Source organism: Candidatus Saganbacteria bacterium, from assembly GCA_016223245.1.
Classification (GTDB): domain Bacteria; phylum Margulisbacteria; class WOR-1; order XYC2-FULL-46-14; family XYC2-FULL-37-10; genus JACRPL01.
This window is the reverse complement of record JACRPL010000009.1, coordinates 73,737-85,824: the sequence shown is the minus strand read 5'-3', so window position 1 is coordinate 85,824 and position 12,088 is coordinate 73,737. Positions and strand designations below refer to the sequence as shown.

At 42.7% G+C, this 12,088-nt stretch carries 10 protein-coding genes and 1 other RNA gene; 3 read left to right on the top strand and 8 right to left on the bottom strand.

What is annotated here, in order from left to right; translation table 11 throughout:
• Nucleotides 1-248: 248 nt before the first annotated feature.
• From HZC34_04475 to HZC34_04455, 5 genes are all read right to left on the bottom strand, one after another.
• The gene (locus HZC34_04475) at nucleotides 249-818 is read right to left on the bottom strand and encodes a hypothetical protein (protein ID MBI5701087.1); all 570 of its coding nucleotides are present in this window, start codon (nucleotides 816-818) and stop codon (nucleotides 249-251) included.
• Nucleotides 815-1,144, bottom strand: coding sequence for a hypothetical protein (locus HZC34_04470; GenBank protein MBI5701086.1), 330 nt, complete (start codon nucleotides 1,142-1,144; stop codon nucleotides 815-817). The genes HZC34_04475 and HZC34_04470 overlap by 4 nt, the downstream gene beginning before the upstream one ends.
• Before the next feature lie 125 nt (nucleotides 1,145-1,269).
• Nucleotides 1,270-2,235, bottom strand: coding sequence for a HipA domain-containing protein (locus tag HZC34_04465; GenBank protein MBI5701085.1), 966 nt, complete (start codon nucleotides 2,233-2,235; stop codon nucleotides 1,270-1,272).
• Nucleotides 2,232-2,543: a HipA N-terminal domain-containing protein gene (locus HZC34_04460; protein ID MBI5701084.1), complete on the bottom strand. Its 312-nt coding sequence runs from the start codon at nucleotides 2,541-2,543 to the stop codon at nucleotides 2,232-2,234. Before HZC34_04460 ends, HZC34_04465 begins: the two co-directional genes overlap by 4 nt.
• Nucleotides 2,540-2,767, bottom strand: coding sequence for a helix-turn-helix transcriptional regulator (locus HZC34_04455; GenBank protein MBI5701083.1), 228 nt, complete (start codon nucleotides 2,765-2,767; stop codon nucleotides 2,540-2,542). Before HZC34_04455 ends, HZC34_04460 begins: the two co-directional genes overlap by 4 nt.
• Before the next feature lie 319 nt (nucleotides 2,768-3,086).
• Between HZC34_04455 and polX the strand changes: the two genes are divergently transcribed.
• A complete protein-coding gene (polX, locus tag HZC34_04450; GenBank protein MBI5701082.1) occupies nucleotides 3,087-4,805 on the top strand; it encodes a DNA polymerase/3'-5' exonuclease PolX in 1,719 nt (572 codons plus the stop codon).
• Nucleotides 4,806-4,875: 70 nt separating this feature from the next.
• On the opposite strand, the gene HZC34_04445 is transcribed toward polX, so the two are convergent.
• Nucleotides 4,876-7,248: a sodium-translocating pyrophosphatase gene (locus HZC34_04445; GenBank protein MBI5701081.1), complete on the bottom strand. Its 2,373-nt coding sequence runs from the start codon at nucleotides 7,246-7,248 to the stop codon at nucleotides 4,876-4,878.
• A 153-nt stretch (nucleotides 7,249-7,401) separates the two neighbouring features.
• Between HZC34_04445 and HZC34_04440 the strand changes: the two genes are divergently transcribed.
• Complete coding sequence (locus HZC34_04440; GenBank protein MBI5701080.1) at nucleotides 7,402-7,830, top strand: ribonuclease HI family protein; 429 nt, start codon at nucleotides 7,402-7,404, stop codon at nucleotides 7,828-7,830.
• A 38-nt stretch (nucleotides 7,831-7,868) separates the two neighbouring features.
• Nucleotides 7,869-8,261: RNase P RNA component class A (gene rnpB / locus HZC34_04435), an RNA gene on the top strand.
• Nucleotides 8,262-8,324: 63 nt separating this feature from the next.
• On the opposite strand, the gene HZC34_04430 is transcribed toward rnpB, so the two are convergent.
• A complete protein-coding gene (locus HZC34_04430) occupies nucleotides 8,325-8,645 on the bottom strand; it encodes an RNA-binding protein (protein ID MBI5701079.1) in 321 nt (106 codons plus the stop codon).
• A 168-nt stretch (nucleotides 8,646-8,813) separates the two neighbouring features.
• A complete protein-coding gene (carB, locus tag HZC34_04425; protein MBI5701078.1) occupies nucleotides 8,814-12,029 on the bottom strand; it encodes a carbamoyl-phosphate synthase large subunit in 3,216 nt (1,071 codons plus the stop codon).
• Nucleotides 12,030-12,088 lie beyond the last annotated feature (59 nt).

Genomic DNA, 12,088 nt, shown 5'->3' with positions numbered 1-12,088 from the left:
TGCGGAAGAACATGGAAAAGTTGATGTCGACCTATTAACTCTGCCTCCAATTATCCTTGACGACAACTTCCATATATATTTAAATACTATTAATGGGGTAAAGAATTGTGAGAGGGGTCACCATGTCCCCAGATTGCCTAAAACTTATTTATTTTTATTTATTTTCTGATAAAATACATTTATGGAAAACTCGGACATATCAAAAATATTTTCGCAGATCGCCGAGCTTCCGGCGTTAAATCCTGAAATTAAGAGAGGGTTTTCTTTGCTTTCTTGCCAATAAACCGCAGAAATATATCGTATTTGGATTTTTTACCTTCAATTTTCGACCAGCGCGCCAACTCATTGAAATTTATCTTGTGCTTTTTAGAAACCATTTTTGCCTGTTCCAATGACTGCATGTCATCCCAAAAATAAAATCCGGCAAGCCGGTCTTTTACGCATTCAGTCGGGCTTAACAAAAATAATATTCCGGTCCCGGATCTAATTGTTTTTATCCCTTTTACGGGCTCTTTGCCTATAGACAATGGCGGCGGCAAAAATTCAACAAAAAACGGGCAATCGCTCCTTGCAAAATAATTCTGGGCATTTAACTTAAACCCTATTTCCTCCATCGAGGCTTTGATCGCTTTTTTCTGGTATTCGATCCCGTTCGCGACAAAATCCAGATCCATGGATTGGTATTCGTTTGTTGTATATATCGTGACACAGGCGCCGCCTGTCAATACCACTTCGATCCCGTTCTTCTTCAATTGGGACGATATCAATATCGCCAGTTTTTTAATTGGGATCGTCTTGTAATTTAGGCGTTTCTTCAAATCGGTTTTCCGGCTCGCCTTGGGCGCATCCTGGCAGAATAATATCTTTCCTTTTCTTCTTTTGGAATAAATAACAGCGCTTTTTTTAATAAGTTATTTAATTCTTCAATAAATGGATAACGGGGATTAAATTCATATAATCTCGTCCTCCCTTTCATAGAACTACACAGGACCCCTCCCCTTTCCAGCTTTTTTAATTGGTTTTGGACCGACAGCAAATGCATGCTGCACACAGAAGAAATATCTCTAGCGTGGGCTTCTCTCCGCGTAAGCAATATCAGCAATATTTTTTCTTTAACAATGTTTCCCAATATCGGCTCAAGCATGTTTTAATTATAACAAGATGCCATATATATTACAACGACTAACTTATTTAGTCATATGACTAACATTATTAGTCATCATATTCTCATGGAAATGCCGGCCTTTCTTCCTGTATAATATCCCCATGCTAAACTCTGAAATATCCGATATCTTTTGTCCCCGGGGCGGCAAAGATTTTTCCGGATCGTTCTCTGAACAAGCGGATGTATTTCTCTCTAAAGTCCGAAGAAAGAAAACTGCTCCCGATTATTTGCGGCCATTTATCGATCCCTGTGCGCAAATCGTTCACAACCCCCGTTATGGAGCTGTCATTAAGTTCCAGTTTTTGCCGCGCGAAATACTCAAACAAATCCCCTCTTTTAATATTCTTTTTTTTGCCCGCGAGAGTAAGCGCGAGTTCTTCGGTAGCCCCTTTTATCGCTATGGTGGTATTGATAAGGTCATACGCAGGCGATAATTGGATCCTGCCGTCTATCCTGATCAAAGAATAATTCTTCAAGTGCATATCTTCATTCCCGACTAGATAGTTAAAAAGCACCAGTTTGAACAATTTAATTTTCTCAATTGCGGGAAAAGTACAATAAGATTCGATAATTTCCGCTACTTTTTCCATTGAACAATCGTATTTTGTCTGCCGGCTTTTGCCCGCCAACTGCGCGAAATCTTCAAGCGGAACTTTTCTATTTTTGGGCAGCCTGTCGAATCTCTTAATGAAATATGACAAAGAACCGTCTTTTGAATAAACCATTCCATGAAGCGGAGTTTCTATCCCTGTGGTTTTTGCGAGTTTCATCGTCAGGTCTTCATTTTGGGGAAGATCAACATAATGTTCATGCTGCGGCTTGATGATGTAATTGCCTCCGGCATCAACTACTTCAAAGATTTGTTCCCTGATATTGAGCCTCACGCTCAATTTTGGCTGGATCCCCTGGATGGACATTTTTTCAGCTCTGGCGACGGCCTCGTCAATTTGTTCTTTCGCGGAATAAGGAAAATCATTTAGAGCTAAAAGGCCCGGGGACAACAGCTTTAACCCGTTTTTTGAATACTTTTCATGACCGCACTCTTCATAGGTGATTGGGCATCGATTCATATTCTTTCCTCAACCGTCACCGCGCCGACCATATCGTGGCCCACTGCCATAAGTTGCCCAAAAAGATCATTGCTATCTATCTTTAATCTTCGGATAAGCCCTTGAAGCATCATTCCTTCAGGTAACAGGCCGTCAAAGAACGGAGGAAAGCATTCGAAGATGTATTCATTTTGTTTTACCGGCATGGTCAAAGATATTGAATCTTTGGCCTGGCCGCTTTCATAAACAAATTTATAGCGCTTGTTCTTTTCAATTTCTTCAAGGATCCCGGCTAATACCCCTAAAAAATACACATTTGCTTTTCTCATTTAAAATCCATCAAAATCGGACCACCCAAAGCCATAGAAATATTCAGAGATCTAAAAACCTTTAATAAGGTTGCAATTTTTACGGTTGTTTTCCCTTTTTCAATATCAAAAATTACTGTTTTCCCTACTCCCGATAGTTCCGCCAGTTCCAATTGTGTCAAATTGGCTTTTTCTCTGTGTAACCTGACAATTTCCCCGATTTCACCGGCGTTTCTTACCGCCATAGCAGTAATTTCATGCGTTTCTTTTGGTTTTCCCATGTAATCCCTTCTTATAAGACATATTTTACCGCCATAGCAGTACAATTGTCAAGACTTTTGTGGCTCATTAACAAATAGGCGTAGTGTTTCCAAAATCAGGGAATCGAAGAAAAATATGCTGATAATCGGCAATACAATGGCTTTGTCGTCTTAATTCTCGACCATTATCTCGATCGAGTTTTTTCTCGGCCTAAAGATCTTTCTCACGGCTTCATCATGAGACGGTAAAGGCCCTTTCATTTACCCGCGGGAATTTCACTTGTTTTTCTGATAAAATACCTTTATGGAAAACTTGGGCATATCAAAAATATTTTCACAGATCGCCGAACTTCTTGAATTAAAAGGCAAAAACCCTTTTAAAATAAAAGCATACCAAAGAGCCGCGCAATCGATCGAAAGCCTTTCAAAAAACATTAACGATCTATACGATTCGGGGGGATTAAAAGCCCTTGAAGAGATCCCCGGGGTCGGAAAATCCATTGCCGAACATATTGAAGAACTGATAAAACACGGCAAGATCACAAAATACAAGGAGCTCCTGAAAGAATTCCCGCCGGATTTCATAAAACTATTGGAGATACCGGGGCTAGGTCCCAAAACCGCAATGCTGCTCCATAAAAAATTCAAGATTTCGTCCCCCGCACAGCTTGAAGCCGCGATAAAAAATGGGATATTAAAGGACATCCCCGGATTCAAAGAAAAAAAGATAGAAAACATTAAAAAAGGCATCGAGCTCAAAAAGAAAGCACACGGAAGATTTTTGATATCGGAAGCGACCGAATATGCCGAAGCGCTGTTAAAGGAACTGAAAGATGTTGAAGAAATAGATGACATAATGGTTGCCGGATCGCTTCGGCGCGGACAGGAAACTATAGGCGATATAGACATACTGGTAATTTCAAAAAAACCTGAAAAGATAATTGACAAATTCACAAAACTAACACTTGTGGATAGGGTCCTCGCCCGCGGCGAAACCAAATCTTCTGTTATCATGAAAAATGGCATGCAAGCCGACTTAAGAGTTGTGCCCAAAAAAAGTTTTGGCGCGGCGGCGCATTATTTTACAGGATCAAAAGGACATAATATACATATAAGACAGCTTGCCCAAGAAAAAGGATGGAAAATCAATGAATACGGCATCTTCGACAAAAAAGGAAAACAGATCGGCGGGGAAACGGAAGAAGATATGTTCACAAAATTCGGTTTTGATTTTATCCCGCCCGAACTTCGCGAAATGCGAGGAGAATTCGAAACGGCAAAGGAAGGAAAGCTTCCGAAACTTATTGAACTAAAAGATATCCGCGGAGACCTGCACATGCATACGAAAACATCCGATGGTTCAAACACAATAGAAGAAATGGCTGTAGCCGCGAAAAAAATAGGTTATGAATATATTGCAATTACAGACCATTCGGTCTCGACTCGGGTTGCGGGAGGATTAACTTCAATCGAAGCCCTTGCCCAAATAAAAGAAATAAAAGATGCGGCAAAGCATATTCATGGGATCCATATTTTGGCAGGCGTTGAATGCGATATTAAGCCTGATGGATCCATGGATTACAAAGACGAAATATTAAAACAATTCGATTTTGTCATTGCCTCTGTGCACTCGAACTTCAAGATGCAAAAAGATAAAATAACCGAAAGGATAATTAAAGCCGTAAATAATCCATATGTAAAAGTTTTAGGCCACCCATCTGGACGGCTCATTGGAGAAAGGGCTCCATACGATGTCGATATGGAAGAAGTTTTGAAAGCATGTAAAAAAACAGGTACTGCAGTTGAGATAAATTCATATCCTAACAGGCTGGACCTAACCGATATTTGGTGCATGCGAGCAAAGAAGCTCGGAGTTAAAATGATCATCTCAACCGATTCGCATCGAACAGGACATCTCCATCTGATGAAGTACGGTGTACTGGTCGCAAGGCGCGGATGGCTGGAAAAACAAGATATATTAAATACCCTGCCCTACGAGAAATTTATTAAGGCATTAAAATAACTCCGCGTAGCCGAGCCTCTTAGGCTCGGTTCTTTCTTTTGCACCCCTAAGAGGGGTGCCTACGCGATAACTAGTCGATATCCGCAATTTTCATATCTGTAAACGACCTGTAAACAAATATGAATGAGATCACTAAGAATATTGTCGACAATATCAGATTTGTCGCACGGCTCAATTCTATCGCAATTTCGATCGCGAGCAACCCGAACAATGTCGTGAATTTGATCAATGGGTTAATCGCAACCGATGACGTATCCTTGAACGGATCGCCTACAGTATCACCTACAATTGTCGCGTCATGAAGCTCCGTGCCCTTCATATGGCGAAATTTTACTTCAACCAATTTTTTGGCATTATCCCAAGCGCCGCCGGCATTCGCCATAAAGATGGCTTGGAAAAGGCCAAATAAAGCGATAGAAACCAGATATCCTATAAATAAGAAAGAGTTAAGGCATGCGAACGCCAAAGTCGAGAACAAGATGACAAGGAAAATGTTTATCATGCCTTTTTGTACGAATTTCGTGCATATTGCGACCACTCGTTTACTGTCCTCAAGCGACGCCTTATTCCCATGCTCTTCGGCAAGCTTGATGTTGTCTTTAATGAAAGCGACTGCTTGATAGGCTCCTGCAGTTACCGCATGGATCGATGCTCCCGTGAACCAATAAATGACTGCGCCGCCAGCAAGCAATCCCAAGAAAAATGGAGGATATATGATCGAAAGTTTATCGATATTCAAAGTCAAGCCATGGGTCAAAATCATAATTATCGAAAAGATCATTGTTGTAGCGCCAACGACAGCAGTGCCTATAAGAACTGGTTTTGCCGTAGCTTTAAATGTATTTCCCGCCCCGTCATTTGATTCGAGATGATGCTTCGCTTTTTCAAAATCCGGGACAAAACCGAAATCTTTGAAGATCTCGTCCTTAACATTGTGATGTTTTTCGATAAGAGAAAGCTCATAGATCGATTGCGCGTTGTCGGCTATTGGCCCGTACGAATCAACAGCAATAGTGACCGGTCCCATACCGAGAAACCCGAAAGCAACCAGGCCAAAAGCGAAAATAGCGGGATTGATCATAAGAGAACCTAAACCCATCAAGCTGAAAAGATAAGCGATTCCCATGAGGAACATAAATACCATCCCCATCCAGTACGCGCTAAAGTTCCCGGCTGTTAATCCTGAAAGTATGTTAAGGGATGCTCCGCCCTTCTTGGAGAACTGCAAAATATTGTTCACAAAAGAAGATTCGGTAGAAGTAAAGAATTTGACAAGCTCGGGAATAATGGCCCCCGCAATCGTTCCGCATGTGATAATGCTTGCCAGTTTCCACCAAAGTGCCCCGCCGCCGAGTTCAGGGATAAGAAGATAAGAGAATAAGAATGTCATAATGATAGAGATAATGGATGTGATCCAAACAAGCGAAGAAAGAGGCGCTTCGTAATTCATTTCTTTTGCAAGCCCGTAACGCCTTGCCGCCAAGAAACCGTTCATCCAGTAGGATATGGCGCTCGCGGCTATCATAATGACCCTCATCGAGAAGATCCAGACCAAAAGCTGGACCTGGAATGCAGGGTCTTTGATGGCGATCAAAATAAATGTAATAAGAGCAACGCCTGTTACGCCGTATGTTTCAAATCCGTCGGCCGTTGGCCCTACGGAATCTCCGGCATTGTCTCCGACGCAGTCGGCAATAACACCGGGGTTGCGGGGATCATCTTCTTTTAATTTGAAAGCGATCTTCATTAGATCGGAGCCGATATCCGCTATCTTTGTAAAAATACCCCCCGCGATCCTAAGCACAGTAGCTCCAAGCGATTCACCTATGGCAAAACCGATGAAACACGATCCCGCGTAGCTTGGATCGATAAAAAGCAATATGCCAAGCATCATGAACAACTCAATGCTAACAAGAAGCATTCCTATGCTCATCCCGGCTTTGACGGGGATCTCGTAAACAGGATAAGGTTCGCCTTCTAAACTCGCGAAAGCGCAAGCGGAATTGGCCATCGTGTTTATTCTCATGCCGAACCACGCGACAAAATAACTGCCGGCAATGCCTAGAATGCTTGATAAAAGGATGACAAGCACTTTTGTAGCTACAAAGTGCCGAAGGCCCCCAAAGTATGCGATTATGACAAAACCGATAAGTATTTCGAGTGTTACTATGAATTTGCCTTGTTCAAAAAGATATGTCTTACAAGTTTCAAAAATAAGCTCGGAGACTTCCTTCATAAGCCTATGGACTTTCATCCTGGATATCTCAATAAATTGCACCAATCCGAAAATAAATCCGAAGACGCAAACAAGCATGCCCCATAAAAGCAGTGAATGCCCGTCGACGCCCAAGAATTTGACCAAGCTCAAATTTGGGACGATAAGATCGGTCTCCCCTGCGAATGACATTCCGGCAAGACCCGAGAATAAGAGGGCCAAGGACATCAAGAAACTTTTGAGGCTCAAAGCAGGTCTAAACATTTTTGCGCTTCCTTTCTTTTTCCTCATCTTTTTTTATCATTGGTGAGGCAAAAAAAATATTAACATAATCAGCCACAAATGACAAGGCAAGCCGATTGATTTTATGCGATAATGCATATCATGAAAGTTCAAATATTTACGGACGGTGCGTCTCGGGGGAATCCGGGGCCTGCAGGGATCGGGATCGTAATAAAAAAAAACGGAAGGATCGTATCCGAGATCGCCGATTATATCGGGCATTCTACAAATAATATTGCCGAATATACTGCCTGTTTAAGAGGAATAACAGAGGCCTTGATCCTCGGCGCATCCGATATCGAACTTTATGCCGATTCGGAACTATTGATAAAGCAGATCCGAGGGGAATATAAGGTCAAAAATGAAGGCCTCCAGCCTCTACACTCACAAATATTGGGATTAGCCGGAAAATTAAAACATTTTAAAGCCGTCCATATAGCTCGCGAGAAAAATAAAGAAGCGGATCTATTGTCCAATATCGGGATTGACGCGCATGACAAGAAAGATTCGCCCTTGTTTTCTAAATAAATCAGCATTTTTCAATATAAATCTGGTATAATAATATATGAGCAGGCTGGATGATTGCCCGTTCGACTCCGCCGCAAGCGGCGTCGCTCAGGGAGGAAAGTCCGGACTCCTAGGGCAAGGGTGGTTGCTAACGGCAACTCGAGGAAACTCGAAGGAAAGTGGCACAGAAAATACACGGCCGAACTAGAGCCTAAAGCTTTAGTGGCAAAGGTGAAAACGCGAGGTAAGAGCTCACGACGGTTTGACCGGAGACGGTCACGTGCTAAACCCCACCTGGAGCAAGGTCAAATAGAGAAAGCGCTGCCCGCGCGTTATGATCTCGAGTAGACCGCAAAGATCTTTGCAGCAATGCAAAGGCAAGACAGATGGTCATCTCCTCCGAAGCCTCGGCGTAGGAGGAACAGAATCCGGCTTATAGGCCTGCTCGTTATTGCAAACAAAAAGTCCCGATGCGCTATTCGCGATCGGGACTCTTATTTAGACTAAATTAAGACTTAGAAACGATTAAAATCGCGTCGTCCGCCGCTTCCGCTATCGCGTCTTGGTCCACCTTCGCGTCTTGGGCCGCCTTCTGTCTTTGGTCTTGCTTCGTTGACTGTAACTTCGCGGTCATTCCACTTATAGCCGGACATCCCTGCTATAGCCTTTTCTGCGTCCGCATCTTCCATGTCAACAAATCCAAATCCGCGTGATTTGCCAGAAAACTTATCGGTTACGACCCTGGCTGAGATTACATTCCCGAATTCAGAAAATTTCGCTGAAAGATCGGCGTCTGTAACGGACCAAGGCAAATTACCTACAAATAAACTTTTCATGTGTGTGTTTCTCCTAGAATTTTTTTTCTGCTATTAATGGGGAAAGAGACCCTAAAATTGAGGGAACTCGCAACGTAGGTGCAGATCCTTGTGTTCTCAATGTAACTTGTATGTACATTTACCATTAACTTCGACCTATAGAAATAATACCATAGCAAGCATATCTTGTCAAGCAGTTTTTGTGTGGTAATCCTGCAGGGCTTTAACTTCAAAACCTCTCTTTTTTGCAGCTTCTATACCGTTGATCGACGCTTGCGCGCCGGATAGCGTTGTAATAAGCGGAATCCCCTGCATGACAACAGCTGACCTGATCTTTGCTTCATCTATTCTTGTTTGCCTGCCGCCGGGAGTATTAATAATAAGCGAGATCTGGTTCTTATTAATAAAATCCAAAATGCCAGGATGCCCTTCGCTTAGCTTTTCAACTTCGCGGACTTTGATCCCGTTCTTCTTTAATACTTTCGCTGTACCGACAGTTGCGACGATCGAATATCCAAGATCTACAAGCCTTTTAACGACATAAACAATATTTCTTTTGTCTTTATTGTTGACCGAAACAAATACGGTTCCTTCAAGTTTTAGATTTTGTCCCGCCGCGATCTGGCTCTTCATGAATGCCGCGCCAAAGTCATCGTCTATTCCCATAACCTCGCCCGTTGATTTCATCTCGGGACCCAATACCGCATCAACTCCAGGAAATCGATTAAAAGGAAGAACAGCCTCTTTAACAGCGATATGTTTGATCTCAACTTCTATAACGCCTTGTGACTTTAATGATTTACCAACCATCGCTTTTGTTGCGACTTTGGCCCATGGAATTCCTGTCGCTTTTGAAACATATGGAACGGTTCGCGATGCGCGAGGATTTACTTCCAGAACAAATACTTTGTCATTTTTAACCGCGAATTGGACATTCATAAGGCCTATGACTTTTAATTCTTTGGCCATGGCATATGTATTTTCTTTTATAGTTTGTATGACTTCTGTTGAAAGTGAGAATGGGGGAATGACGCAGGCTGAATCTCCCGAGTGGATCCCCGCCTCTTCGATATGTTCCATTATTCCACAGACGATCGTATCTTTCCCGTCGGATACCGCGTCAACATCGACTTCGATCGCGTCTTCCAAGAATTTATCGATCAATACGGGATGGTCGGATGAAACAGAAACCGCGTTCGTCATAAAATCCTCAAGCTCGGTTTCGTCAAAAACCAATCGCATTGCGCGTCCGCCCAAAACATAAGAAGGCCTAACTAATACAGGGTAGCCGATCTTTTTGGCGATCTTTTTGGCTTCCTCTTTTGAAAGAGCTGTTCCGTTCTCCGTTTGGTTCAATTTTAATTTTCTAAGCATCTTGGCAAATCGTTTGCGGTCTTCGGCTTTGTCTATCGATTCAGGGGAGGTGCCGATTATTTTAACGCCTGCTTTCTTTAGGGTTTGTGCAAGATTAAGCGGCGTTTGTCCTCCAAACTGTACTATGACGCCGTTTGGTTTTTCGTTATCGATAATATTTAATACATCTTCACGCGTTAACGGTTCAAAATACAATCTATCGGATGTATCGTAGTCGGTCGATACCGTTTCAGGATTTGAATTGACCATGATCGATTCAATCCCGACTTCACGGAGTGCAAAGCTCGCATGGACGCAACAATAATCAAATTCGATCCCCTGCCCTATCCTGTTAGGGCCGCCGCCTAGGATCATTATTTTTTTCTTTTTTGAACGCTTTACTTCGTTCTCGGTTTCATACGTTGAATAATAATATGGAGTATATGCTTCAAATTCCGCGGCGCATGTATCGACTAATTTGAAGACGGCATTCACACCAAGCTTTTGCCTTTTTTCTCGGACAGTGATCTCATTTGAACCAACCAGATGCGCGAGCTGTCTATCGGAGAACCCGAATTGTTTCGCGCGGTAAATGGCATCTTTGTCTTCCATGACCCCTGCCCCTTGACCCTTTATCGTCGCCTCTTCTTCGACAATTTCTTTCATATTCTGAAGGAACCATGGATCGTAATGCGTAAGCTTATGTAATTCTTCGATCGTCATGCCTTTTTGAATGGCATGCTTCACATAAAATATTCTTATATCATTTGGCTTTGTTAGCTTTTCGATAAGCAAGGCTTCGTTTATTGGATCTTTGCCGTCGGCGCCAAAGCCTGCGCGGCCAATTTCCAGCGATCGAAGGCCTTTTTGGAGAGCTTCTTTAAATGTTCTGCCGATAGCCATTGTTTCGCCGACTGATTTCATTGAAGTCCCAAGAACAGCTTCTGCATCGGGGAATTTTTCGAATGTAAATCGCGGGATCTTGACCACGCAATAATCGATCGTCGGTTCAAACGACGCGGGAGTTACTTTTGTAATATCATTTCTTATTTCATCTAAAGAATATCCAACGGCCAATTTTGCTGCAATTTTTGCGATAGGAAATCCCGTAGCTTTTGATGCTAAGGCTGACGACCTTGATACACGAGGATTCATCTCAATTATTACCATGCGGCCATTTACGGGATTTACGGCAAACTGCACATTGCTTCCGCCGGTTTCAACTCCGATGGCACGGATCGCGGCTAGGCTCTGGTCTCGCATTTTTTGGTATTCGACATCTGTTAATGTTTGTTGAGGAGCAACAGTTATAGAATCTCCTGTGTGAACGCCCATTGCATCGATATTTTCGATCGAACAAATTATAACGACATTGTCTTTTTTGTCGCGCATGACTTCGAGTTCGTATTCTTTCCAGCCGGTTAGGTCTTCTTCAACTAAAATTTCGGATATTGGAGAAAGGTCAAGGCCGCGCTTTGCCGCCGCTGTGAATTCATCCATTGTGCGGGCTACATGAGACCCTGTTCCGCCAAGCGTAAAGCTTGCTCGGATAATAACCGGAAGTCCGACTTCAACGACAGCTTTCATAGCTTCCGTCATAGTTTTTGCAAATGAACTTTTTGGAAGATCGAGGCCCGCGTCTTGCATAGCTTTTTTAAATAGTTCGCGGTCTTCGGCTTTCTTGATCGCTTCTACATCGGCGCCGATCATTTCAATTTTATATTTTTCCAGAATTCCGGTTTCTGCAACGCCTATCGCCGTATTTAGAGCAGTTTGCCCGCCAATTGTTGGAAGGATAGCATCCGGTCTTTCTTTTTCAATTATCTTACAGCACATTTCAACGGTAATTGGCTCAATATATGTTCTGTCGGCGGTATCCGGATCGGTCATGATAGTTGCAGGGTTCGAATTAATAAGTATTACTTCATAGCCTTCTTCTTTTAGGGCTTTGCAAGCTTGAGAGCCCGAGTAATCAAACTCGCATGCTTGGCCGATTATTATCGGCCCCGCACCGATTATCATTATTTTTTTTATATCATTACGCTTTGGCAACTTTTTATCCTCTCGGGAAACCTGTGACTAAATTCATCCTTCGCAGTAGCACTGCTACG

Excerpts from the sequence above, each read along its gene's own strand:
- HZC34_04470 (MBI5701086.1), bottom strand. The coding sequence starts at position 1,144 with ATGCTTGAGCCGATATTGGGAAACATTGTTAAAGAAAAAATATTGCTG.
- HZC34_04460 (MBI5701084.1), bottom strand. The coding sequence starts at position 2,543 with ATGAGAAAAGCAAATGTGTATTTTTTAGGGGTATTAGCCGGGATCCTT.
- HZC34_04465 (MBI5701085.1), bottom strand. The coding sequence starts at position 2,235 with ATGAATCGATGCCCAATCACCTATGAAGAGTGCGGTCATGAAAAGTAT.
- HZC34_04455 (MBI5701083.1), bottom strand. The coding sequence starts at position 2,767 with ATGGCGGTAAGAAACGCCGGTGAAATCGGGGAAATTGTCAGGTTACAC.
- polX (MBI5701082.1), top strand. The coding sequence starts at position 3,087 with ATGGAAAACTTGGGCATATCAAAAATATTTTCACAGATCGCCGAACTT.
- HZC34_04430 (MBI5701079.1), bottom strand. The coding sequence starts at position 8,645 with ATGAAAAGTTTATTTGTAGGTAATTTGCCTTGGTCCGTTACAGACGCC.
- HZC34_04445 (MBI5701081.1), bottom strand. The coding sequence starts at position 7,248 with ATGTCCTTGGCCCTCTTATTCTCGGGTCTTGCCGGAATGTCATTCGCA.